The sequence below is a fragment of the Cryobacterium sp. PH31-L1 genome (assembly GCF_030063145.1).
In the GTDB taxonomy this organism is placed as follows: domain Bacteria; phylum Actinomycetota; class Actinomycetes; order Actinomycetales; family Microbacteriaceae; genus Cryobacterium.
Genome location: NZ_JASISM010000010.1, coordinates 1 through 24,448 on the forward strand (window position 1 = coordinate 1; position 24,448 = coordinate 24,448).

The 24,448-nt window shown below is 64.7% G+C and carries 20 protein-coding genes; 8 read left to right on the top strand and 12 right to left on the bottom strand.

Annotated features, from left to right (window positions below):
- From QMF22_RS15810 to QMF22_RS15835, 6 genes are all read right to left on the bottom strand, one after another.
- The coding region (locus tag QMF22_RS15810; protein WP_283455386.1) for a type IV secretory system conjugative DNA transfer family protein at positions 1-1,714 on the bottom strand (1,714 nt) is incomplete at its 3' end.
- The gene (locus QMF22_RS15815) at positions 1,711-2,448 is read right to left on the bottom strand and encodes a hypothetical protein (protein WP_283455387.1); all 738 of its coding nucleotides are present in this window, start codon (positions 2,446-2,448) and stop codon (positions 1,711-1,713) included. The genes QMF22_RS15815 and QMF22_RS15810, both read right to left, overlap by 4 nt.
- Before the next feature lie 549 nt (positions 2,449-2,997).
- Positions 2,998-3,378 carry a hypothetical protein gene (locus QMF22_RS15820; protein WP_283455390.1) on the bottom strand — a complete coding sequence of 127 codons (381 nt, stop codon included), beginning with the start codon at positions 3,376-3,378 and terminating at the stop codon, positions 2,998-3,000.
- Between the two features lie 61 nt (positions 3,379-3,439).
- Positions 3,440-3,802 carry a single-stranded DNA-binding protein gene (locus tag QMF22_RS15825; protein WP_283455392.1) on the bottom strand — a complete coding sequence of 121 codons (363 nt, stop codon included), beginning with the start codon at positions 3,800-3,802 and terminating at the stop codon, positions 3,440-3,442.
- A gap of 423 nt (positions 3,803-4,225) precedes the next feature.
- The gene (locus QMF22_RS15830; RefSeq protein WP_283452609.1) at positions 4,226-4,663 is read right to left on the bottom strand and encodes a hypothetical protein; all 438 of its coding nucleotides are present in this window, start codon (positions 4,661-4,663) and stop codon (positions 4,226-4,228) included.
- Between the two features lie 160 nt (positions 4,664-4,823).
- Positions 4,824-5,033 (bottom strand): helix-turn-helix transcriptional regulator, encoded by a 210-nt coding sequence (locus tag QMF22_RS15835; protein WP_283455394.1) that lies wholly within the window; start codon positions 5,031-5,033, stop codon positions 4,824-4,826.
- Positions 5,034-5,136: 103 nt separating this feature from the next.
- On the opposite strand from QMF22_RS15835, the gene QMF22_RS15840 reads away from it, so the two are divergent.
- Positions 5,137-5,736, top strand: coding sequence for a helix-turn-helix domain-containing protein (locus QMF22_RS15840; protein WP_283455396.1), 600 nt, complete (start codon positions 5,137-5,139; stop codon positions 5,734-5,736).
- Positions 5,737-6,106: 370 nt separating this feature from the next.
- Here QMF22_RS15840 and QMF22_RS15845 read toward each other — a convergent pair whose 3' ends face one another.
- Positions 6,107-7,156 carry a dipeptidase gene (locus QMF22_RS15845; RefSeq protein ID WP_283455398.1) on the bottom strand — a complete coding sequence of 350 codons (1,050 nt, stop codon included), beginning with the start codon at positions 7,154-7,156 and terminating at the stop codon, positions 6,107-6,109.
- Positions 7,157-7,634: 478 nt separating this feature from the next.
- On the opposite strand from QMF22_RS15845, the gene QMF22_RS15850 reads away from it, so the two are divergent.
- The 5 genes from QMF22_RS15850 to QMF22_RS15870 all read left to right on the top strand — a co-directional run bounded on the left by QMF22_RS15850 (position 7,635) and on the right by QMF22_RS15870 (position 13,809).
- A complete protein-coding gene (locus QMF22_RS15850) occupies positions 7,635-9,179 on the top strand; it encodes a sugar transferase (RefSeq protein WP_283455400.1) in 1,545 nt (514 codons plus the stop codon).
- Position 9,180: 1 nt separating this feature from the next.
- On the top strand, positions 9,181-10,434 hold the full coding sequence (locus QMF22_RS15855; RefSeq protein ID WP_283455402.1) for a DUF1972 domain-containing protein: 1,254 nt from the start codon (positions 9,181-9,183) through the stop codon (positions 10,432-10,434).
- Positions 10,431-11,204 carry a CDP-alcohol phosphatidyltransferase family protein gene (locus tag QMF22_RS15860; protein ID WP_283455404.1) on the top strand — a complete coding sequence of 258 codons (774 nt, stop codon included), beginning with the start codon at positions 10,431-10,433 and terminating at the stop codon, positions 11,202-11,204. Before QMF22_RS15855 ends, QMF22_RS15860 begins: the two co-directional genes overlap by 4 nt.
- Before the next feature lie 128 nt (positions 11,205-11,332).
- Entirely contained in the window at positions 11,333-12,799 is a 1,467-nt protein-coding gene (locus tag QMF22_RS15865; protein WP_283455406.1) for a tyrosine-protein kinase domain-containing protein, read from the top strand.
- Positions 12,799-13,809, top strand: a complete 1,011-nt coding sequence (locus tag QMF22_RS15870) for a glycosyltransferase family protein (protein WP_283455409.1) — start codon at positions 12,799-12,801, stop codon at positions 13,807-13,809. The genes QMF22_RS15865 and QMF22_RS15870 overlap by 1 nt, the downstream gene beginning before the upstream one ends.
- Positions 13,810-13,849: 40 nt before the next feature.
- Here QMF22_RS15870 and QMF22_RS15875 read toward each other — a convergent pair whose 3' ends face one another.
- The 4 genes from QMF22_RS15875 to QMF22_RS15890 all read right to left on the bottom strand — a co-directional run bounded on the left by QMF22_RS15875 (position 13,850) and on the right by QMF22_RS15890 (position 20,408).
- On the bottom strand, positions 13,850-14,923 hold the full coding sequence (locus QMF22_RS15875) for a glycosyltransferase family 4 protein (protein WP_283455411.1): 1,074 nt from the start codon (positions 14,921-14,923) through the stop codon (positions 13,850-13,852).
- On the bottom strand, positions 14,916-15,890 hold the full coding sequence (locus QMF22_RS15880; RefSeq protein WP_283455414.1) for a glycosyltransferase family 2 protein: 975 nt from the start codon (positions 15,888-15,890) through the stop codon (positions 14,916-14,918). Before QMF22_RS15880 ends, QMF22_RS15875 begins: the two co-directional genes overlap by 8 nt.
- Positions 15,891-15,968: 78 nt before the next feature.
- Positions 15,969-19,547, bottom strand: a complete 3,579-nt coding sequence (locus QMF22_RS15885) for a PKD domain-containing protein (protein WP_283455416.1) — start codon at positions 19,545-19,547, stop codon at positions 15,969-15,971.
- A gap of 135 nt (positions 19,548-19,682) precedes the next feature.
- Entirely contained in the window at positions 19,683-20,408 is a 726-nt protein-coding gene (locus QMF22_RS15890; RefSeq protein WP_283455418.1) for a hypothetical protein, read from the bottom strand.
- Between the two features lie 212 nt (positions 20,409-20,620).
- On the opposite strand from QMF22_RS15890, the gene QMF22_RS15895 reads away from it, so the two are divergent.
- Positions 20,621-21,715, top strand: a complete 1,095-nt coding sequence (locus QMF22_RS15895; RefSeq protein WP_283455419.1) for a glycosyltransferase family 4 protein — start codon at positions 20,621-20,623, stop codon at positions 21,713-21,715.
- A 57-nt stretch (positions 21,716-21,772) separates the two neighbouring features.
- On the opposite strand, the gene QMF22_RS15900 is transcribed toward QMF22_RS15895, so the two are convergent.
- The gene (locus tag QMF22_RS15900; RefSeq protein WP_283455421.1) at positions 21,773-23,629 is read right to left on the bottom strand and encodes a hypothetical protein; all 1,857 of its coding nucleotides are present in this window, start codon (positions 23,627-23,629) and stop codon (positions 21,773-21,775) included.
- 255 nt (positions 23,630-23,884) lie between these two features.
- On the opposite strand from QMF22_RS15900, the gene QMF22_RS15905 reads away from it, so the two are divergent.
- Positions 23,885-24,403 (top strand): FAD synthase family protein, encoded by a 519-nt coding sequence (locus tag QMF22_RS15905; RefSeq protein WP_283455423.1) that lies wholly within the window; start codon positions 23,885-23,887, stop codon positions 24,401-24,403.
- Positions 24,404-24,448: the final 45 nt, after the last annotated feature.

Genomic DNA, 24,448 nt, shown 5'->3' on the forward strand with positions numbered 1-24,448 from the left:
CGCGCACGTCCTGCGGCGGAATTACATAGGTGTGCTGGGCACGGGCGCTCCCCAGCTCCTCCCCGGTGGCGCGGCCGGCAGATTCCATCCGCATCACCGTCCCGGCATACTTCACCACATCCTCCGGGTCTTTCGACCGGCCAAAGATCAGCGCCGCCCCACTCGTCAGCGCCCGCCGCCGACGAACCTCATCGTTCGACAAGCCCGCCGGGCTCTGCGTCGCCAGGACCAGGCCCACGCCGGCGCTGCGCGCCGTCTCAAACAAGCTCCCGGCGGTGTCGCCCGGGTCCTGCGACCCGGTCACCAGCTGGGGAAACTCGTCAACGATGACGACGACCGGGGACTTGTCGCGCCGCTCCAACCGGGTGGCGAGGAAGTTCCGCAGGTCCAGCAGGAGCAGATCACCCAGCCGGGCCTGAGCGTCGTCGACGGGCGACAGCGGTATGACCGTCACGTCGGCTTTGGGCGCGTTGTAGGACCAGCCCTCCTGGCCGATCCAGCGTTGCATCGGACGCAACGCCACCAGCAGGCTCTGTAACGCGCGCTCACCGGCCGTGGTGCCGTCTCGGTCGACGGCTTTGATCACCAATTCCAGATCGTCCTGATCCCGAACAAACGGGGTGGGGCTGGTCAGCCGTTCTCGGAGGTCGGCGATGCTGCGTAGCTGCGATAGCTCCTGGACCGTTTGCAGCACCCCGCGGATCTCGTCCAGGTAGTGCTGGTTCGCGCCGTCGGGAACGGGCATGAGCCGCATCAGCTTCGCTGTGACCTGGTCGGCGGTGCCGTTGAACAGGTCCCACGTACCTCCGGTCGTCGCGGTGCGGCCGTAGGTTTCGGCCACGGCGACGAGGTGCTCGGCGTCGGCCGGGTCGCCCTTAGCGTCGATGACGAATACGGGCCATCCGTATTCCAGCGCGCACAGGACGAGTCCGTTGATCAAGACGGTTTTGCCACTGCCGGACTCGGCGATGATCAATGCCCGAACGGAGGAGGCTGTCGGGGGCAGCACCAGGTATTTGCCGGTTGCGTCGACCCAGTCGCGCACCCGGCGCATGTCATAGAACCGGTCAGCGAGCGTCCGTACCGTGACCCGGCTGGTCACGCCGAACGCCTGCCGCTGGTCGCCGACCGCCAACGGGACGGTGACGGCTTGGCGGGTGGTGCCGATGATGCGACCCGTGTCGGTTTCGAGGCGCACACCGATGCGGCGGGCCACGCTGCTGTCGGCGGCGCGCTTGCGGGCCGTCTCGATCTTCTCCTGCCGCACCACGTTCGATACCCGCCGAGACCGCACCTGCTCGGCGATCTTCCGCCGCCGCAGCGACCACGCCGTCGGCAAGAGCAGCAGCCCGGCGAAGAAGTTCACGACCGCCCACGGGCCAAACATGGGCCAGAGCTGCGCCCACCACTCCGCTCCGTCAAAGAACATCGTCGCGGCTCCGGAGCGGATCCATCCCGCCAGCAGGAACGCCTCCCAGGCGATGAGCGCTGTGACCAGGAGGATGCCGACGGTGTTCACGATCCACTGCCATCGCCACACCACCCAGAACCGTGTTTTCGTCGCGATCACGTCGCCGGCAACTCGGCTCACTACGACGGGCACGACTAGGGGCAGCGCCACAAGCACGACCACGACGGTGAAGGCGGCGCCGAGGAGCCGGGCGATCATGTCGCTGGTGGCGTCCGACTCTGTCGGTGCCGCAGTTTCACTCATGCGCTGACCTGCGATGCGCCCCACGCGCTGGCACCGTCAAGCTCGACCACCTTGGCGGCTCGGCCGTGCGCGGCTTCGTAAGCGCCGGCGTCCAGCTCGGGGCCGGTCCAGTGCCCGCGTGCGTCGAAGGAGTGTTGGGAAACGAGACGGGGTCGTTCGGTGCGGACCAGGTACTTGTCGGCACCCCGAGTGATGGCCCGATCAGCGTCCGCCGTGCAAAAGTACGCCACCCGATCCACCCCCTCATGCACCAGCCGGTAGGTGTGGTTATGGCAGATCGCCTGATACCGCTGCCACGTCTTCGGCGTCAGCTCCACCTCCACCAGCTCGACCAAGCCGTCACGCTCGGCCACCCCGTCGGCCTGGTGATCACGCCGGCCCGCCGGCTTTCGATCCCGCCGCCACGTGAACCCTTGCGCCAGGTAGCGCGCCGACACCGTCGCCACCGCGATCTCATGCCGCGTGGTCTGCCGAAACAGGTTCGGCGCCGGCTTCCCAATCGCCTGAAACGTCGCCCACACGACCGACCCGTCAAGGAACGCTGGCCGGTCGCGGCCCACCAGGCCCACCGCTTCCATCCGGGCTGCCCAGTGTTGCGCTTTGCGCAATCCGATCGGCTCGCCCAATCCGAGTTGAGCGCCCAGCGCCCACCGCAGGGCATTCATGTCTGCGAGCCGGACGACGTCCAGCCAGTCGATCATCGCTTCGTCGCGACTTGTCACCTGCACCATCATTCAGCCTCCGCACTGACAACGTTCCAAGCTCTACACCCATGATTCTGCACCCCGCCACCGACACCACCGGTAATGCCACACCGCACTTTTTCAACTCTCGCCGGCTATCGCTGCTCGCATCTCGTCGTCATTTTTCTGGTCTGCTCGCGGCTTGCTTCGCCTCTTCCAGCTGCCGCATTTCTTGCTCATTCTGCCTTGCCTTTTCTTGCTCTGATTTTTCGTTTCTCTTACTTTTTTGGTCTTGTTCTTTCTCTTTCTTCTCTTCTGTTTTTTTCTTGTTCTTGTACTTCTGTATTTTTTTTCTTCTACTTTTTTCTTCTCTTTCCCTGTCCCACCACCACCCCTTTACTTCCCAACCTCCTACACACTGAGGAACGATGGGTGTGGGAGGTTGGGAAGCGAGCGCAGCGAGGGGGCGGTGGTGGGACAGGGAAAGAGACCCCTTACCCGGTCGTTTACCCCGGCGCGCCCCCTGCCGGGGTAAACGACCCCCTCGAACAATGTGTTCGTCGCATTTCTCGCTTTTGCTGAACCCCGCCGGACGCCCGTCTAAGCGTCTGGCGCCGCTCTGACATCGTCGAACCAGCGGACGACGCTGTTGCCGTTGTGAGCCTGCATGAGGGCGTCTTCGACGATGCCGGCGAATTGAGCTGCGTCACGGAGGCCGAGTTCAGCACGGGCGACTCCGGATGCGCAGCCGATGCCGCAGCTGTCCTCACCGTTGTACTCAACACCGTCGATGACGTTGCTGTGCCAGTTGGCGAGCTGGTCGTAGACCTGGCCCAGGGAGCGCTCGGTGGCGGTCAGGCATCCGAGCAGCAGGTACGAATCGTAGGGGTGATTTATCGCTCGACTCGCGTGCGCCAGGCTGCGTGCGGTCTCAGCAAGTTCGTTAGCCGTGGTGATCAGTTCGGTGTCGCGGTCGTTCATGGTGGTGCTCCTTTCAGAAGGTCTTTATCGGGGCCGCGAGTGCGGCCCCGCCGCTGGATGCCTACTCGGCGTCAGGCTTGGAGTTGCGGCGAACGGTGGCGACGGCCCGGTTGAGGTCGGGGCCGACGTTGTCGGCGTCGATGACGCGGCCGTATTGGCGTGCCTGGTCGTCACCCCAGCTGTCGGTGTGCTCACGGCCAACAACGATGACGGGGTCGCCCTTGTGCAGGGTGGCGGCGACGTTCTGGCCGAGCTCGAACTTGGCTTCCACGAAATGCGTGGTTGCGGCGTCGTGGGCGAGCCATTTGCCGCCGCGGTATTCGCCGGTGTTTTCGATGACGCGCAGCTTGGTGATCTGGATACTGCCGGCTGTGACGACCTCGGGGTCGAGAGCCAGGTTGCCGATGATGGTGCGTGTGGTCATGAGTGCTTCTCCTTCGTTGGATGTGGTGCGTTGAATTGCTACGGGATGTCGTTGGCCTTGGGTTCTTCGACCAACTGTTTTTTGTGCCTTCCGGCGAGAGAAATCGATAGCGAGCGAGAGCGCCGCGAGTGCCCGGAATCTCAGGCGAAATAAGGGAGCCTGCGACCGCGTCTGAGAATCAGGGAACGGTAGGCGTGCAGCGAGCTACGGTGATCGGCCGGAAAGGTCACAAATGTGTTTGAACGACGTCGGCGGGGCAAAGCAGCGGCTCCATGGCTGGAGTTTGATGCGCTCCGTCGTCGAGTTATCCACAGGTCAGTCCGCGCGCGCGTACTGTTACTGTTTTGTTTTTCCTGTTTAAGTACTGTTAAGGGGGGTCTGAGATGGCCCCCTGAAAGTGCCGTTTTTGACCCCCTGAGGGGGTCAGAAATTGGCCCCCTCAGGGGTCCACATATTGACCCCCTGATGGCTGGGAACCGGCAGGATCAGCACCCGGGAATTTCGGCTCGTCGCCGGTTTCGTACTGTCGACTTGGAGTTCGTATTCGGCGGTGAGTCCGTTGCCGCCGGCTCGAATTCGAGTGATGGCGCCGGCCTGGATGAGTTCATGGACGGCGCGTTTGACGGCGGTGTGCGCTTTCACCGAGGCGGTCTCCGGCGCGAGGTACCCCAGTCCGATGGCGGAGGATTCGCGGCCGGCGAAGTAGCGGCGCGGCGCCTGACCGAGTGGGTTGTTCGCATCGTCCCAACACTCCAATGCCATGTACAGGAGCAGCCGAGCCGACGCGTTACTCAGCCGCATCTGCGCGGCCAGCAGAACGGCACTCTTGGCCGCGTAAAGGCCCACCGCAGTCTCACCCACCCACACGGGGATGAGACGTTGCGAGATGGCGGAATTTCAGTAGTCTGGTCATAGATCAGATCCTTCGCAGGTGCTCGATCTTTGCCCCGGGTTGCCCCCCGGGGCTTTTTCATGGGCGAACCCTCACCCGCTCGTTTCGCGGTTGACGGTTCAGACCAGATCACCGTCCCAGGAGCGCGGTCTGACCGGTCTGGGTCTGTGCGCTCGCCTCGACCCAGGCGATGACCTCGGACCGCTTGTAGAGCACCTTCTTCGGGGTCGGCTTGTAGAACCGTGGCCCGCGGCCCATGTAGCGCAGCTGGGCGAGCGCGCCGACGGGCAGTCCGGTCAGTTCGGCCACGCGCACCGGGAGGATGAATTCTTCGTCCATGAGTCTCTCCAATTGTCGACAGATTACGACGGTTGAAATCTGTTGCTGACACAGTAGAACGGTTTGCAACGGTTGACAAGTGTTTAAGCTGTAATATGTCCGCGTGACAAACTTTCTAGCGCAATCCGGGATCGGCAACCGCATCCATGCCATCCGCAAACAGCATGGCATCCGCTCCGCGAAAGACCTCGCCGACCTGATTCCGGGCAACAACGTCACCGAATCGATCCTGCAAAACATCGAAGCCGGGCGGAAACACGACCTCTCCGTCAGCCAACTCTTGAACATCGCAAAAGCTCTCCGCGTCACGCCGATCTTCCTGCTCACGCCGATCGGCCGGCCCTGGGCTGAACTCGACATCGCCAACCTCAGCTCCGGCTTCGACGGCATGACAGTAGTCGAGTTCGATGCCTGGATGTCGGGCGCAGAACACGGCGCGTACCACTGGAGCACCAACGACGAACGCACCGAACGCGCACAACTGCAAGCCATGCGAGAACTCCACGCCCAGATCCGCGAACGAAAACGCCTCACCACCAACCTCGAAATCGAACGCACCCTCGACGCCGCGGCCGGCGAGATCGCCACGGCCCAAGAGTGGGACACTACCGAGGAACGCCTCGCCGAGTCAGCCCGCCGCATCGCACAGCTCACCAGCTATCTCGCATCAGCGGGCTGGGACCTCGACGGCTGGACGGACTAGGCGCGCCCAGCGTTGGACGCCGGCCCGTGTCGCCACCACTCCAATCGTGAACACATTTTGAACACATTTGTGAGAAATGGACTTGGATCACATCAACGTGAAGTGGTCTTGTTTCATTGATTTTCCGGGGATTTGTCGGCGCGAGCGCGTGCTTCGGTACCCCAAACTTTGACTGAAAATCGAAAGGTCACCGGATCGACGCCGGTCGGGGCCACCACAGCCACTCCCTAGGAAACTCACTCGTGAGCAACTCGGGGAGTGGCCTTTTTCATACCCAGCCTCTCTCACTCGACAACGTCGACGGGGTGCTCAGCGCAAGCAACACGTGACAGCCGTTCCTCAATGCACCGCGCGGCCGCGGCCACGGCGGCTAGGCCACGAACGCCCGGTAGGCCGCATCGTTAGCGCGCAGCACGCGCAGCACGTTCTCGGAGCCGAGCTTGGCGAGTTCAGCGTCGGACCAGCCACGCCGCTCCAGCTCGAGGAACAGGTTGGGGTAGTCCGCCACGGTGGCGAGCCCGTCCGGCATGTCCGGGCAGCCGTCGAAGTCGCCACCGAGACCGATGTGATCGACTCCGGCCACGCTTCGGGCGTACTCCACATGGTCAGCCACGTGCGCCACGGTGACGACCGGCTTCTCCCCCACCGAACCGTTGTCTTCCCATCGTCGATAGTCGGCTGAGATGAAGGCCGGCACGAAGGTGATCATCTGAACGCCGCCGTTGGCGGCGAGCTGGCTGAGAATCAGATCAGGCACGTTGCGCGGGTGCGGATTCAGGGCATAGCACGAGGAGTGGCTGAAGAGAACTGGGAGCGTTGAGGCATCCAGGGCGTCCTGCATGGTGGCAGCGGAAACGTGGGACAGGTCGACCATCATTCCGATGCGGTTCATCTCGGCGATGACGACCCGGCCACGCTCGTTGATGCCGTCGTGGGTCACGTCGCCGACCGCCGCGTCGGCCCACTCCGTTGATGAGTTCCAGGTGAGCGTCATGTAGCGCACGCCCAGCCGGGCGTACTCGCGCAGTACCGCGAGAGAGTTGTTCATCTGGTTGCCGCCCTCCACCCCAAGGAGCGACGCTATTTTTCCGCCGTGCTGGGCTCGCTCAACATCATCGGCGGTGGCCGCGCGCTCGAAATCGTCGGGGTAGGCGGCAATCAGGCGGTGAATGAAGTCGATCTGCTCCAGCGTCGCCTGCACCGAATCGGTGCCCTCAAGGTCGGTGTGCACCCACACCGACCAGAACTGCCCCTGCACACCTCCGCGCCGTAATTTGGGGACATCCGTTTGCAAATGACTGCGGGCAGAGTCCTGCTCGGAGTCCAGCCCGGCAACGGAATAGTGCCGATGCTCGCGGCATGACCAGGCGAGGTCGTTATGCCCGTCAATAACGGCAAATTTCGGTTTTCTTACGGTCACGTGAACTCTTCCCGGCAATCGGTGCGAAATACCAGCCTAGGACTCCCACCATCGGGCGCTTAGTGCGCTCGAGCCGGTTGGCCCCCTGTCAGTGCGAGCCTGATTTCTACCCGCGATTCCGGGCCAGACGGGGATGTCGGCCGCTCTCAGGGTGAACACACCCCAATAAGCCCCCCGATACAGGGGATTTTGACCCCTGTTGAGGTTACAGCGCCGCCGACTTGAATCGGGGTAGTCTCTGCCAGTAAGTTGCTGAGAAAGAATCATCTTCATCCGCCGCGCCCCATCGAACGACAAGTGCCAGCATCGCCACCTTGTCACTATGACCACCTGTTCCTGTAAACCCGACTGCAGGGAATGAAAACGTGACATTTACTCCACCCCGCCGAACCACCCCCAGAACCCGCGACCCGCGCCCGTGCACCACAACGACCACACCCGGTACCACTTCCACGATCGACCGCAGGGGGAATGACGCATGAGTGAATCAGACTCGCCCGCCTCCTTCCCGCAATCCCTGCCCCTGCGTACCGCCAAGCTTCGACTCGTTGACCAGACACGGTCCGCGCCGGCCGACATCGCGGTGGACACCCCCTCGTCAGGGCTGATTTGGGCTCGGCGGTACCGCACCAAGCTACGACTAACCGATGTCGCGGTCATAATTCTCGCGGTCGGTTGTGCACTGGTTTTCCGGTTCGGCGTGGACGGCATTCCCGCCGTTCCTGGATCGTTCAGCGCCAACTACTGGCTCGTGTCGCTGCTCATCGTGGCGACCTGGCTCGCGACGCTCGAGCTCTTCCACACCAGGGACTCTCGCGTCGTGGGTGTTGGAGCGAGCGAGTACAAACAGGTCATCAACGCCAGCGCCGTGACCTTCGGCATGCTGGCCATAGTCTTTCTGATCTTTCACATCGATATCGCCCGGCTCTATTTCGTTCTGGCCCTTCCCCTCGGAATTGTTGCGCTCCTTCTCGAACGGTGGCTGTGGCGCAAATGGCTGCTGCACCAGCGCAAGTTCGGCCACTATCTCTCCCGCGTGATCGTCGTCGGCAATCGCGATGACGTGGAATACGTGGTCAGCCAGATCGATACCAAGTCCGGAGCCGCGTACTACATCGTCGGCGCAGCTCTGGAAGACGGCATTGGTGACGAGATCTCAGCCGGCGAACGCATGGTGCCGATCGTGTCCGATTTCGAGCATGTCGCCGCGGCGGCCGCCGCCATGGGCGTCGACACGGTCATCGTGGCCGGGCAGCCCAGCGGCGGCAGCTCCTACATTCGCAACTTGGGTTGGGACCTCGAAGGCACCTCCGCGGAGCTTGTTCTGTCGAGCCGGCTTACGGATGTAGCTGGTCCCCGCATCCATTTTCGTCCGGTCGACGGCCTCCCGCTGATCCATGTCGAAATTCCCCGGTTCGAGGGGGGCCGCCACGCCCTCAAGCGCACTCTGGACATCGTCACGACGGCTGCCGCGATCGTGTTCTTGCTTCCCGTGCTCGCCGTGATCGCCGTACTCATCAAGCTCGACAGCCCGGGCCCGGTCCTGTTCAGGCAGGAACGGTGCGGCCGCAACGGACAGACCTTCCGCATGATCAAATTCCGCTCCATGGTGCAGACCGCTGAGGATGACCTGGCTGGCCTGCTCGACCAGAACGAGGCATCCGGGGTGCTGTTCAAGATTCGCAATGACCCTCGGATCACCAAGATCGGCCGCGTGCTGCGCAAGTACTCGCTCGATGAGCTGCCCCAGCTGTGGAATATCTTCGTCGGCGAGATGAGCCTGGTCGGGCCCCGCCCGCCGCTGCCCGAAGAAGTTCAGGTCTACGAAACCCACGTGCACCGCCGCCTGTACATCAAGCCCGGCCTGACCGGCATGTGGCAGGTCAACGGGAGGTCGAATCTCAGCTGGGAAGACAGCGTGCGACTCGACCTGTACTACGTCGAGAACTGGTCCCTGGCCGGCGACCTGATGATCATCTGGCGCACCTTCAAGACCGTCATTCAACCAGTAGGGGCATATTGACATGACCGCGGGCATCGAACACACTGCGCCCACCAGCCACCGGCGTCTGCGCATCGCAATGATCGGTACCCGCGGCGTTCCCGCAGCCTACGGCGGCTTTGAAACGGCCGTCGAGGAGATCGGCCGACGACTCGTTGACCGCGGCCACGACGTGACCGTCTACTGTCGCCGCACAGCCCAGGCGGTGCCGAAAGAGTACCTCGGCATGAAACTGGTCGAGTTGCCGGCGCTGCGCCACAAGATTCTCGAGACCCTGAGTCACACCGGGTTGTCGGTCCTGCACGCGACCCTGCACCGGCCAGCCGATGTCGCCTTCGTGTTCAATGCCGCCAACGCTCCGTTCGTTCCGCTGCTGCGCTTGCGCGGCATCCCGAGCGTCGTGCACGTCGATGGACTCGAATGGAAGCGCGACAAATGGGGCGGCGCGGGTCGACGCTACTACCGCTGGGCCGAGGAAGTCTCGGTGCGCGAAGCGGATGCCCTCATCGCTGACGCGCAGGGAATCGTCGACTACTACCGGGACGAGTTTTCCATCCCGACCGAGCTGATCTCCTACGGCACCCGAATTCTGCACGACACCCCGACCGATCGGCTCGCCGAACTCGGACTCCGCCCCGGCGGCTACCACCTCGTCGTCGCCCGGTTCGAACCGGAAAACCACGTCGACATCATTGTCGAGGGATATCGCGCGAGCGACGCGCGCCTCCCGCTCGTCGTCGTCGGCTCCGCGCCCTACGCGGCCGGCCACACCAACCGCATCAGCGACCTGGCCGCATCCGATTCCCGCATTCGCATGCTGGGCAGTGTGTGGGACCAGAAACAGCTGGACCAGCTCTATACGCACGCCGCCACCTACGTGCACGGTCACTCGGTGGGCGGTACGAACCCGTCGCTGCTGCGGGCGATGGGTGCCGGAACCAAGGTCATCGCGTGGGACGTCGTGTTCAATCGTGAGGTCCTCGGTAGCGATGGCGCCTACTTCTCGCGGGCCGATTCCCTCAGCGGCCTGATCGAAGATGCCGAAACGAACCCCGAGCACGTCGCCGCGGTCGCGGCGGCCCTGCAACAGCGAGCCGAGCAGTTGTACAACTGGGACAGCGTCACGGCCAGCTACGAGAGACTCGCTCGACGGGTGGCCGTCGGCTACAGCACCCATCGCCAGAGCAGCGGCCGTGCCGGAGTCTCAACATGGAGCCTTCCCGACAGCATGACCCGCCAACCGTCAACCGCACCGTCCAGGGGGATCACCTTATGACCAGCACCTCGGCCCAGGCCACTTCCTCGACGGAAACCTACTTTGACACCGTGCGCCGTTTGTCGTCCGCCCAGAAGACAGCAGCTCGCGGTGCACCGCCCTACTCCGTCTATGTCAACCGCCGGGTTGGTCGCTACCTTGCGGCGGGCTCGTTTCGCTTCGGCCTGACTCCGAACAACGTCACGGCGATCAGTGCTGGCTTCACGTTCTGCGCGATCGGGCTGCTCGCGATCGGTGAGCCCAGCTGGTGGCTTGGACTCGTCGTGTGGCTGTTGCTGGCCATCGGGTACGCCTTCGATTCGGCCGACGGCCAGGTGGCGCGTCTGCGCGGTGGAGGCTCCCCCTCAGGCGAATGGCTCGACCACGTCGTCGACTCCATCAAGATCTCAACGCTGCACCTCGCGGTGCTCATCACGATGTTCACGCACTTTCCCCTGACGAACTCGATCTGGCTGCTCGTGCCAATCGGGTTTGCGGCCGTGGCCGCCGTGTCGTTCTTCGCCATGATTCTGAACGATCTGCTCAAAGCCAAGCACGCGCCAACGGCCGCCCTCTCCACTGCCCCCCGCACCGTGGTGCGGTCCCTTCTTGGTCTTCCCACCGACTACGGCGTTCTGTGTCTCTCCTTCGTGCTGCTGGGCGCTCCGTTGGCCTTTTTCGGCTTGTATTCCCTTCTCTTCGTCGCCAACGCGCTGTATCTGGCACTGGCGCTGGGTAAATGGTTTCGCGACATGACAGCGCTGGGTCGAGTGGACGTCGCGCGACCGTAGTCAGGCATCCGCTGCCCTCAGGCGCCAGCTCTGCCGTGTGCCCCCTTCTGGGGATGCTCCCTCCCGCACTCAGAGGTGAGTTTTGATCAGCTTGATTGTAGTGTGGGCGCAACCGGACGGAGAATGCTGTGGAACCAATCGACTATCTGAGGACCATCACGAGACGGTGGCTGCTCATCGTCATCGTGGGCCTTCTCGGCGGCGCCGTGGCCTGGGGTTACGCGACGACCCTGCCCACGCAGTACCAAGCCACCAACAGCGTCTTTATCACGAGCGATCGGGGTGCGACCACCAGCGAGCTGCTGCAGTCGTCAACCTTTACGCAAAACCTCGTGCAGTCCTACGCGCAACTCGCCACCACACCAACCGTTCTGGGGCCGGTGATCAGCAAGCTCGGCTTGAATATCTCCACGCAGGCCCTCGCCTCCCGCGTCACGGCGGTGACTCCCCTCAACACGGTGTTCATCAACATCACCGTGACCAGCCGGTCTGCGACGCAGGCCGTGGATCTCGCCGATGCCGTCTCCGACTCCCTCGCCACCACGGTGGAGAATCTGGCACCGAAAGGGCCGGACAACCTGCCATCGATAACGGTCAAGACGGTTTCGCCTGCTCAATTGCCGGGCAGTCCCTTTGCCCCCAACACCCAGCTGATTATAATCACCGGACTGCTGCTCGGCCTCGTTCTCGGCGTGCTCTATGCCCTGGCCCGCGAGGTATTCGACACCAGGGTCAGCACGGAGAAGGACCTCGATCGAGTCTCCGCCGACCCCCTGCTCGGGAAGGTCGGTCGCAAGAAACGCACCGATCCGGCCGGCCTGGTCATGCGGGTGATGCCGCACAGCGCCGTGGCTGAGGCATACCGCCGAGTGCGGGCCAACCTGGAATTCGTCGACGTAGACACCCCTCCGCGCAGCGCCGTGGTGACGTCGGCGGTGACGCGTGATGGAAAATCCACGACCGCGATCAACCTGGCCCTGGCCATGGCGGAGCGGTCGTCGCGGGTGCTGTTGATCGACGCCGACCTGCGGCGCCCGTCGATCGCCGAGCTGTGTGACCTCGAAGGCGATGTGGGACTGACCACCGTTCTGCTGGGCGATATCACCCCCGTCGACGCCATTGTGCGCTGGTCGGACGGCATCGACGTGCTGCCCTCGGGTGCGGTGCCGCCCAACCCTGGCCAGCTCCTCGGTTCGGCCGCAATGAAAACCCTCATGCAACGCCTGCTCCTCGACTACGATTTTATCGTTGTCGATTCCCCACCGCTGCTCCCCGCAACGGATGCCCTCGGCCTGGCCCACTTGACCGACGGCGCCATCGTCGTCGCTCGTTACAAGTCGACCACCCGCCAACAGCTGGCCACCACGCTCGAATCGCTCGAAGCGGTCAATGCGCGCATCCTCGGCATCGTGCTCAACCAGGTGCGCGAGCGTCGCGCCGAGGTGTATTACGGGCCGCTCGCCCCGGTGACCGGTTCCGCGTCACTGGCGCCCGGAACGACCAACCGGGTCACCGCCACTCGGGCACCGCGCACCACGTTTGATGAGACGGGCCGCCGCAGTTCCCGAACGTCGGAATCGACGCGGGCGTCGTAGTGCGGGTCCTCCAGTCATTTCCGGAGGGTCGCGCCACGACGAATCCTTACCTGCTGCAACTGAGCCGGTCGCTCAGCCCAGCAGTGGAAGTGCTGGGCTTCACTTGGCGCCGAGCACTCACGAGTCGGTACGACGTTTTCCACGTGCATTGGCCGGAGGTTCTTCTGCAGGGGCGCACGCCGGGCCGCGCGCTGGCCAGACGGATGCTGTTCCGCCTGCTCCTGGCGCGGCTGCGGCTGCGTCGCACCGCCGTGGTGCGCACGCTGCACAACGTTCGCAGCCATGAGCTCTCCCCCCGACACGACCAACGGCTGCTTCATCGCTTCGATCAGATGACGACCCTGTGGATTCGGCTCAACCCATTCACACCGGTACCCGCCGGCGCGCTCGAACACACCATCCCGCACGGTGATTACCGGGACTGGTATGCGGAGTACTCGCCGGGTACGCCCGTGCCCGGCCGGCTGCTCTATTTCGGCCTCATTCGTGCATATAAGGGAGTGGATGCCCTGGTCGAGTCGTTTAGCCAGATCGACGGCGGGGAGCCGGGAGCTCTGACCCCGACCCTGCGCATCCTGGGGGCTCCGCAATCGAGTGCGATAGCTCAGAGCCTGCAGCTGGCGGCGGCTGGCGATGCCCGCATCGAATTCGTGCTTCGTCACGCGAGTGACGCCGAGCTGGCCGCCGCCATTTACGCAGCCGAACTGGTCGTTCTCCCGTACGCTGAGATGCACAATTCTGGTGCCGCGTTGCTGGCGCTCTCGCTCGACCGGCCGGTGTTGGTGCCGGAAAATGCGGTGACCACGGCGCTGGCCGAGGAAGTCGGCGCTGAATGGGTTCTCACCTACGATGGCCCACTATGTGCCCAGGTTCTGGCCGACGCATTCGCGCGGGCGCGGGAGCCTCGGTCCACGCCCACCCCCGACCTCTCGCGCCGCCGGTGGTCGGTCGGAGCGGCCGATCACGTCGACGCCTACGAGCGGGCCGTTCAGGCCTTGCGAACGCGCTGACCCCGCAGATAATCTGCGATCACGTCCCCACAGCCCACCCTCATACACCGGCAAACAACCAGGCATCGGCGGCGAGGCGACCGTCGATGAGCGGCAGGTCGTCGACGGAGGGGTTAAGTGTCTGCAGGGCGCGGAGCACGGCATCCGCCAATTGCTGCGGAGTGCAGCCCGGCGCGACCACGTCGTGGCCGTGCTCCACGAGCCAGGACGCGAGCCCGGTTTCGGTCGTGGTCAGGATGGTACAGCCGTGCGCGAGTCCCTCGACGATCGGTAGACCGACCTGCTCGCGCCAGGTGGCGGTCGGCTGGCTGGGCAGGGCCAGCACGCGGGCGCGACGCAATTGCCGGTGGATCTCGCTGCGCGGCGGGTCGATGACCAGTTCGATCGTCGGGTCGCTGGCCACGGCCTGCCTCGCCTCGTTTTCCAGCGCCCCCTTGCCGATGAGGGTGAGACGGGCCTCTGGTAACTGCGCGGTGACCAGCGGCCAGGCCGCGAGGAGGTTGGGTAACCCTTTGCGTTGAACGAATGCCCCCAGAAATACCACCCGGTTCGGCTCGGAGTCACCAGGGCAGGTACAGGCGGCCGGCAACGCCGGAATCACGGCGGAGACCGCATCACGGGCGGGTTCGGGCAGGGCCGTGCGGTAGGTGACGCGGGCAGCATCCGTTCCGTAGACGATGCGGTCGGTCTGACGCCAGACGAAGCGGGCTGCGACACCGTTCAGACCGCGGCGCAGCCGAGCCCGGGTGCCCAGCTTTCGGTCGAACGGGTCGGCGTTTTCCAGGGCGTAACACACGATGCTTGCCCGTGCGCCGCCGAGCAGCGCCCGCAGGCGTAGGGCACAGATCGCGAAGGTGCTGGCCCACACGCTGGAGAGCATGAGCGGTTCGCCGATTTCGAGGGTCGTGACCGCCGAACGGCCAAGCAACCACGCGGCGCGCAGTGGGTGAGCCTGCACAAGCATGAGGCCCTGAGCAAGTTCCTCGTGAAAGTCATACCTTTTAATGCGAAAGAGAATGGCGGCCGGCGGCAACTCCTGTGCTCGCTCGAGGTGGGCGCTGCGCAGGGTGCGGTACAGCCTGGCCCGGTCGGTCGAAATTCGGCTGCTAGCCACGCTTGTACTCGTGGTACACCGACCCCACCGAGCCAGCCAGCATTCCGGCGCCGCGGGCCGCGGTGCGCAGGCCGCGGGCGCGCAGCGGCACCTGTCCGACCAACGAGCCGGCAAGGTAGCGAACGATCCCGCCGCAGACCCGAGCGGCGCCACGCGCCTGCAGCGTCATGCGTACCAGAACCCGTTTGCCGTTCTCGGTGTCGTCGAGGTTGATGCGGCTCCAGGTATTGCCCATGCGAAAGGCCCGTTGCAGCACCCATTCCCGCGTGAGACGGTCCGCCGGAACGATATCGATGACGATCGCCTCATCGCACCAGATCATCTGCCCGCCACGCTGGTGCAGCTGCCGCGTGAACAGCGAGTCCGACCCGCCGGACAAACCGAACCGTTCATCAAAGCTGAGCTCCAGCCGGCGTACCTGGGCCAGGTCCAGCAGCAGATTGTTCGTGGCCGCGAGCGACACCGGTGTGCCGGTAGTGAACCGGCGGCGTTCGAAGAAGCCACCGGCGCGAATCCACTGGTCGGGTTCGATGTCGTACTGCGAGAGCACCGGGCCGACCACGGCTGCTGGCCGATAGGTTGAATAGGTATCGAGCAGTTGAACGAGCCAGTGGCTGCTGGGTCGTTCGTCGTCGTCGATGAAGATGAGTAAGTCGGCGCTCTGACCTTCCTGAAGTGCCCGGTTGCGCGCCGAAGCGATACCCGGGGTGGGCTCGTGGACGTAGCGGATGGATGTCGGCCCGGTCGATGCCGGTCGCCCCTCCTCCAGCCAGCTGGTGTCAGTCACGAGGGCGCGAGCACCGGCGTCGGGATCGTTGTCGATGACGATGATCTCCACCGGCGCGAGCACCATGCCGGCCTGGTCGAGGAGCTCCGGCAGGAGTTCCTCGAGGTCAGCCGGGCGTCGATAGGTTAGCACCGCAATCACAACGCGCGGGTCAGACGTTGATCGGTTGACTGGTGACATGACTAACCCCCCTCTGTAGTGGTGCGAACGGTGCAGCTGCTGGAGAAACGAGACCCGTGCTCGTACACGACGCCAGAATCAATTGGCTCTCGTGACGATCAGATCGTCGAAGGTGGCGGTGACGGGCGTCACCGTGGCGGTCGACCCCAGATAGAAGGCCAGACCGACGGATCCGGAGCTCTGCATCGCTGCGGTCGAATCCGTCACCGTGGTCTGCCACACCGACGGTTCCGGAGAGCCGACCGCCCAGACTTTGGCACGAATCGTGGTCGGGGCCGAGCCGATCACCTGAACGCGCAGCTGGAGCGCGTTTCCGGTCGTGTAGGTGAGGCCGGCGATGTTCTGGGCCTTCAGACTGGTGGCACCGTGCATCAGCTGCAGCTGCACCACGCCACTCGCCAGGTTCTTCATGCGCACCCGGTAGTCGTCCGTACCGACCCGGCGGCCGATCAGAGAGGTGTACGCACCGGAACCGGTCGCATCCTGCTGGAGGGTCGTGGTGACGAGCATGTCAGTATCGAGCAGGGACACGCCGGAAAGATAGGCGTTGACGGTGGCTCCGGCGGCGGCCTTGAGGCGACCGACTCCACCACTGACCGAGTAGTTCGATGCCGTGCCGGTCGTGGTCCAGGCGCCACCGGTGTCGGCGCTTCCCAGGCCGGTCGCCAGGGTGCGGGCGAACCCGTCTGTGGCCAGTGGAGTGTTCGGATCCACGGCCGGAACCACAACGGTTTGCGTGGTTTGCGCGGTGGCGGTGGCGTTGTCTGTCACGGTGAGCGTCACGTCGTAGCTGCCGTCGACCGCGTAGCTGTGTGACGCGGTCACACCGGTGCCGGTGCTTCCGTCACCGAAGTCCCAGCTGTAGCCGGTGATGGTGCCGTCGCTGTCGGCGGAGGCGGAGGCATCCGTTGCGATGGTGAGCGGCGTGGCCTGGTAGCTGAACGCTGCGGTCGGCGGCACGTTGGCCGGTGGGTTGGTGGCTTCAAGTGTTCGGGTCGCGACCGTGCTCGCTCCGGAGTTGTCGGTGACGGTGAGGGTGACCGGGTAGCTGCCCGCCGTCGCGTAGGAGTGCGTTGCGGTGGCTCCCGTCGCCGTGGTGTCGTCGCCGAAATTCCAGGCGTAGCTCGCGATGGTGCCGTCGGAGTCGGTCGATCCGCTGGCGTCAACGCTCAGATCGCGATAGGTGATCGCGCTGCTGAAGGATGCCGTCGGTGCCACGTTCGCCGGGGGGCCGAATCGGCCGATCGAGTTATGGCGGGCGATGGCGCTGGCGCTGAGCACAGTGTTGTAGACGGCCACCTCGTCGATATCGGCGGCTATGTAATCACTGAGTGGCCGGCTGGTCCAGCCGCTGAGGTTGTCGCCGCCGATGCGCCAGTAGCCCTGGCCGGGGGCGGCCGTGGTCGTATCTGTGCGCTGGGCAGCGAGGGCGCCATCGACGTATAGGGACATGCCGGCCGCGCCGACGGAGGCGACGATGTGGTGCCATTGGCCATCGTTGTACGCCCCGGTCGTGTTGACCGTGCGCAGTATGCCGGGCTTCACTCCGAACCAGAGCCGTCCGGCGTTGTCCATGTAAACCTGACGGTCGTAGGAGGTCGAGGCTACGGTTGCCGCGTTGCCGAGCCCGATTATCTTGCCACCCCGCTTGGTCGTGGTCTTCACCCACGCCTCCACGGTGAAGGCGCCGCGGGGCGTCTCGAAGGCGGAGGAAGCTGCGGTTCCCGCCGTGGTGCCACTGAACCGTGACGCCGTGCCCGAGTCTCCGGCGAGCGCGCCCGCCACGTCCCGGGTGACTCCGGTGCCGGTGGTTTCGTTCGAGGCGGCGGCCCAGTCGTAGGCTGTCGTACCGCTGGCCTCGCCCAGCGGCCAGTACGAGGTGGGCGAGTCGCTCGTCACGGTCTTCGCATAGGCGCTGTAGTCGCCCGAACCCGTAACGGTCACGCTGGTCGGGTCTCCGGTCTTCACGTTGCCGAACGCGTCTCGCACCCGCACCCGGTAGGCGTAGGTCTGGCCTGGAGTGAGTCCGGTGTCGGTGAAGCCCATGGGTGGCCGAGACCAGTCGGTCGAGAGGCCGGTCACCGTGTCGACGGAGACGCCATCGCGGAGCACCTCGTAGGTGAGCTTTTCGTTGTCCCGATCGAAGGCTGCCTTCCAGCCGATGCGGGCGGTGCCGGAGGACAGGGAATCGGCCGTAGGTACGAAAGCGGATGACGCGAAAGCCGCGTTGGCCACGCGCGGGCCTTCCTTGTTGGGCGCGATCGCCATGCTGGCGAAGCGCACCAGGCCCTGCTGGCCCTTGTTGTTGACGTTGGTGAATTCGCCGCCGTAGAGCAGGTACTGCCCGTTGCCGGTGATGGTCCACGGCCCTTGGCCCTGGCCGGTGAAGGTTCCGGAGTTGATTTCCGGGTAGAAGGTCAGGATGCTCGGGCTCGGCCTGCCGGTGAAGCTGACATAGCTGCCGACGGCATTGGGCGTGAGAGTGCCGGTCGCTGCCATGGAGAAGGTGAGGGTGCGGTGGTAGGAGCGCGGCGTGGTTTCGACCGGGCCGCCCATGTTGCCGCAGTAGTGCGTATGACCGGTCGTGTAGACGACATTGCCGACCGGTACAGCTGAGTAGGTGTCGCCGTGGCAGTCTTCCATCCAGACCAGGGATCCGTCAGACCAGTTGGCGCGGAAGGTTCCCTCGAAGTTCGCTCCCGCCCCATAGTCGTAACCGGTGCCGAAGGCGCCGTCGGCTGAGGAGGTCAGGCTGGTGATGGCACCGTTGACGCCACCGTTGCGAATGAGAGCGTTCACGGCCCACGGCAGGGAAGCACCGGTGACTGAGTCCGTCGCGGCCATTCCATACCCGGGGGTGTCAGCGTCGTTGTATGAGGTGAAGGAGCCGCCGATGAGCACCTTGGTGCCGTCTGGCGAGATCGCCATGGTGTTGACGGACCCGCCGACCGGCTCACCGGTCCAGGCGCGAATAGCACCGTTGGAGGTGGCGAACGCGGCAGTCTGATTGCGCGCTACCCCACTCGCTGAGGTGAACACACCGCCGACGTAGACGGTGTCACCGAAAGTGGCCAGTGTCTTCACCGACGCGTTGACCGTCGGTGCCCAGTTGGAGACGAGGGCACCACTGGCAGTGTCGAAGGCGGCCAGGCGATAGCGGGCCACCCCGCCGACTGTCGTGAAGAACCCGCCCGCATAGACTCGCGTGCCGTCGGCCGAGGCCGCGAGCGTGCGGACCACGCCGTTGAGGTCTGGATTGAAGCTCGCGACCAGCACGCCGGTCGTGAGGTTGTAGGCGAGCAGGTTGTTGCGTACGACTTCGTTCACCCCTGCGGCCGACCCGGCTGGCCGTGCCTTGGTGAACTCGCCGCCGGCGTAGACGGTGTTGCCGACGATCACCTGCGACCAGACGACGCCGTTGATCTGGGTCGTGGGCAGGGCGTCCGCCGCTACGGTGAGCGGCGTGCCAGCATCCACCGGGCTGGTGTCGGCCTGCGCCACGAGAGGCGCCGTCAAAACGCCCGCGAGTACGGTCGCGACGGTCAGCAGGCTGAGCCAGCCGGCACGCAGCGACCCACTCGTGCGCGATGGGCTCGCGTCTGTAGACGGGGCAGTGCTCGGGTTGACGTGCCGGCGAGACGCAGGGAGAAGTCGCACGAAGGATCCTTACTCGGGACAAGGTGCAGGGGCGTCGGGTAGCCACCGCATTCATCGGAGTATAGTGAGAATCTTTCAGGGATTGCTGCCCCCTATCCGGGGCACACCCGTGCGGAAGCCCAGGGTCGCCGGAGCTCAGCGCGGGGCGACGCCCTCGAACAGTACGATCGGCACGCCGACAGAGTAGTCAACGGCGATACTCACCTGGTCGCGCTGGTCACTCGGCACGGCGAAAACGAAGGTCCCCTGCTGGGTTGCCCCCGGAGCGACCGACTGCGGAAACGGAGCCCCGCCCGACGCCGTCAGTTCGGTCGCGGGGCTCTGCTCGGCTCCAAAAAACAGGTTGACCACGGTTGAGGCCAAAGACACCGTGTCGGGCGTGTCGTTTCGCACGGTCACCGTGAAACGCAGGGAGGGGCCACCCACCTCGCCGGGGCCGCGCGCGACGCCGTCGACGGCCGAGAGTGCACCGACGCTGAAGACCACGCCGGGGACAGCTGCTGCTGATTGGGTGAGCGGCACCGGTGCTTGCGCGGCAGGCGGAGCAGGTTCGGCCACGGCTGCCTCGGTCGGCGCGGGGGCGGCCGTCGGAATTGCCGTGGATGATGGGTCGGGTGACGGCACCGCGGTCGGCGTGGCCGTCGACGATGCACCCGGGCGGGGGGACGACGCGGGACTCTGGCTGGCTCCGGCGAGGTTCGGGCCTGCGCCGTTCGAGGCTGCGACCCCCGCGACGACGAGAACGACGACGAGAACGGCAAGTGCTGCGGATGCGACGATCCACCAGACGCGGCGCCGTTTGGTCGACTCGCCGCCCGCGGTGGGGCCGGCACTGTTATCGACGGGCTGGTGCACTGACATGGTGAAACTCCAGGTTGCTCGGCTGGTTGCAAGGTCGGGTTGAGTTCATGGTGCGGCGATAGATAGGGTGCAGCCATTAATACACGGGGTGCACCCTCATTCCTAGGGGGTGCCTGAACCCCATCCGGGGGCAGCCCCTCACGCTGTACAGTGTGAAATTCCGGCACTCGACCGACTACCCCCAGCAACATACGACCGACGAGGCGACAGACATGAGAATTGCCATTTTGCACGGCAGCAATGATGCCTACGGCGCCTCCAAGGTGCTCTGCCAGGAGGTGGAATGTCTGGTGAGCCTCGGTCACGAGGTACTGGTCGTCGTTCCGCACACCGGTCCGTTGGCGAGCGAACTGGCACCGTTCGGCGCTGCCGTGTCGGTCGTCGTCGACCCATCACTGGTTGTGCTGCGTCGCAGCAAATTGACCGATTTGCTGCATCCGCTGGTCCTCCGCCACGACGTGGCCCGCGCAGACGTCGTCGTGCTGTGGACTCTGGCCCTGTGCGCTTACATTCCGGTGCTGCGGCTCCGACGCCGCCGATTCTACGTCTCGGTGCACGAGCTGCTCCTGGGGCGAGTCGGCGGCCTGCTCGTGCGAACGCTGCTGGCCGCAGGCAGCTTTCCGGTATGCGCCTGCAGCGAGGCAACCGCGGCCTGGTTGCACGACCACGGCGTCGGCCGGGATCGCATATCGGTCACGGCTCCGGTGTTCAGCGCCATCGATAACCTGCCGGCCCGCACCGTACATAACCCGCTGACCGTGGCAGTCGTCGGGCGAGTCAATGGACACAAGGGGCATCTCGAGGTGGCCCGGGCATTTCAATCCCAGGAACTGTCCGGCGCCCGGTGGCGACTACTTCTCTTTGGCGCGCCCTACCCCGGGCAGGACGACGCCCTACAGGCCGTACTGGCGCTGGTGAACCGTGATCCGCGCATCGAATATCGCGGCGAAGCGGCTTCGGTTTCGGCCATCGCCGAGGAGATCGACGCCGTTGCTTGCTTTCCGTCGACACCGGAGCCGTTCGGGTTGGTGCCGATCGAAGCGTGGCGGGTCGGCGTGCGTTCGGTCGGCTTCGCGGACGGCGGGGCTGGGGAGGTTCTCCCGGTCGTGGGTGGTCTCGGGGTACAACGCACCGATTCCCCCGACCGCGACATTACATCCGCGCTCGTCGGCCTGGCGGCGACCGTGCAGGCAGAGGTTGCGCTGCCACAGCCGGCTCGAGTCAACCCGCTATTCTCCCACGCCCGCCGCCGCGCCCTCATCGCCGGCGTCCTGGTGCAGCTAGCGCACCGCCCCGAGCGCACCTGAGGGGACCACTCGGCTGTCGAGCGGCCCCCTCAGGGTCGAGTACGTCGATCACAGCACCTAGGCCGCGGGACCCTCGGGGATCGGCGCTGGTGCGTCATCCGGAAGCGGCTTGGTTCTAGGAATCGCGTTCACCTCAGGGGCCGGCTGCAACTTCGGCGCGGCGGGGACCGGCTGCACCTCGGGCGCCGGCGCGACGTCGGGTGTCACGGTCGCGTCAGGCGCAACCGTCGGCGCATCCGGTGCGATCGTCTCGTCGGGAGCGCTTTTATTCGCCGCACCGGTGGCCTTGATACTGGCCGACGATCCCGTGACAGCATTACCGAAGGGGTCGGTGGCTCTCACCTGATAGGTATAGGTTGTCCCACCCGATCGCCCGGTATCGGTCCAACTGAGGGTGGGCCGAAACCAGTCTGCTGACAGCCCGGTTTGTGTGTTCACCACGACACCGTTTCGAAGCACCTGATACGTGAGCTGTGCGTTGTCCCGGTCGTAATTTGATTGCCAGGTGACCTTCACCGCGCTCGCACTGGGAGTGCTGAGCGTGGGCTGAAACTCGGTACCGGTGGCCTTGGGACCTTCCCTGTTCGGAGCGATCGACGACACCGCGAAGCGCACGAGGCCCTGTTGGCGTTTGTTATTCACAATGGTGAACTCGCCGCCGTAGAGCACGTACTGGGAGTTTGCCGCAAGGTTCCATGGTCCCTGACCCTGCCCGGTAAAGGTGCCGGTGTTGATGTCGGGAAAGAACGCCAGCAAGGTGGGGGCCGGCCGGCCCTCGAAGTTGAAGTAGCTGCCGCCCGTGCGGTTGCGGGCGATGGTGCCGGTGGCCGCTTTGGTGAAGGTCAGGGTGCGGTGATAGCTGCGCGGGTTGGTTTCAGGCGGTCCACCGATATTGCCGCAGAAATGGGCGTGGGCGGTGGTGTAGACCACGTCACCGACCGGGACGGCCGAATAGGTGTCACCGTGGCAGTCTTCGATCCAGACGGTGTTGCCGTTGCTCCAGCTGGCCCGGAAGGTTCCCTCGAACATGGCACCGGAACCGTAATCGTAGCCGGCGCCGTACACGCCGTCAGCGTCGGAGGTGAGCGAGAGGATGGCTCCGTTGGGGCCGGCATTCTTGATCAGCTTGCCGATGTTCCAAGTCATGCCGGCGCCGGTGCTCGAGTTCGTGGCGGCCATTCCGTAGCCGGGAGTGGTGGCCCCGTTATACGAGGTGAATGAACCGCCGATGACGACCCGGTCACCGTTGGGCGAGATCGTCAAAGCGTTGACCGAGCCATCGGGGATGGTGCCTTTCCACCCGCCCACGGTCCCGGCCGAGCCTTCGAACGATGCGGCCCGCTGGCGGCTCTGGCCGCTGGTCGAGGTGAAGCTTCCTCCGGCATACACGTTATTGCCGAAGGCACCGAGGGCGCGGACGGTGCCGTTCGCCGTCGGCTTCCAGTCGGACAGGAGCGCCCCGGTCGCTGTGCTGAATGCCGCGAGCCGAGTGCGAGAGACGCCGCCGACGGTACTGAATCCACCTCCGACATAGATGCGTGATCCGTCCGGGGATGCGGTGATCGCTCGAACGACACCGTTCACGCTGGGGTTGAACGATGTCATCACTCCGGTCGACAGGTTGTAGGCCATGAGGTTGTTGCGGGATACCTCGCTCGTGCCGGCGGATGCTCCCGCGGGGCGCGCTCTGGTAAATTCACCTCCGACGTAGACGGTGTTTCCCACGATCACCTGCGACCACACAACGCCGTTGATCTGGGCCGTGGGAAGCGCATCCGCTGCGACGGTCTGAGGCGTGGAGGCGCTGGGGGGTGACGTGTCAGCCTGGGCCGCTCCCGCCCCGGTGAATATTGCACCGGCGAGTACTGCGGAAGTGACAATGGCTGTCGCTGGGGAACGAAAACGCCACAACATAAAGGAGCCTCATCTTCTCGTGGTCGGAGGCCTCAGGACGACCCCCACAATCAGGAATTATACTCAGTTTCCCCATTTCTCCTACCTGGAAGAAAGGTCATTCCAATCGTCGGGCAGCGCCCAGCACGAACGCGCCACCCTGCACCCTAGTCACGCCGTCGGATAGACGTTAGGATTCCTCATTACTCCCCTAGACCTTCTCGCCCCGAATCCTGCCGCGCTCGCGGGGCAGCCCGAGAGAAATTTGAGCACTCTATGGCCGCAGAACATTCCCTATCCCCTGATTCAGAGACTGATTCGACCAAGCCCCTGCGCATCGGCTATGCCGCGGGTGGGTTCGACCTCTTTCACGTTGGACACCTCAATATTCTCAAACACGCCAAAAGCCAGTGCGACTATCTGATCGCCGGCGTTGTGTCCGATGAAATGCTGGAGCTGACCAAAGGCGTCACTCCGGTGGTTCCGCTGTTCGAGCGCCTCGAGATCGTGCGGCACATCTCATTTGTGGATGAGGCCGTCGCCGAAGTCGTTGAAGACAAGCTGGAGACCTGGCGCCAGCTGCATTTCGATGTGTTTTTCAAGGGTGATGATTGGCGTGGCACCCCTCGCGGCACCCGCTTGGAGCGGGAGTTCGCCGCTGTCGGCGTTGAGGTCGTCTATTTTCCCTACACCGTCAATACCTCAAGCACGATGCTGCGTCGAGCCCTCGACGCGCTGACGCGACCGGATGCCGCCTCCCGCTGGCAGCCCCAGGCGATCGAAGGCACCTCCTAGAGCCAGCTGGCTCTGGCGGAATCCAGAAGGGCGGGTTCCTCGTGC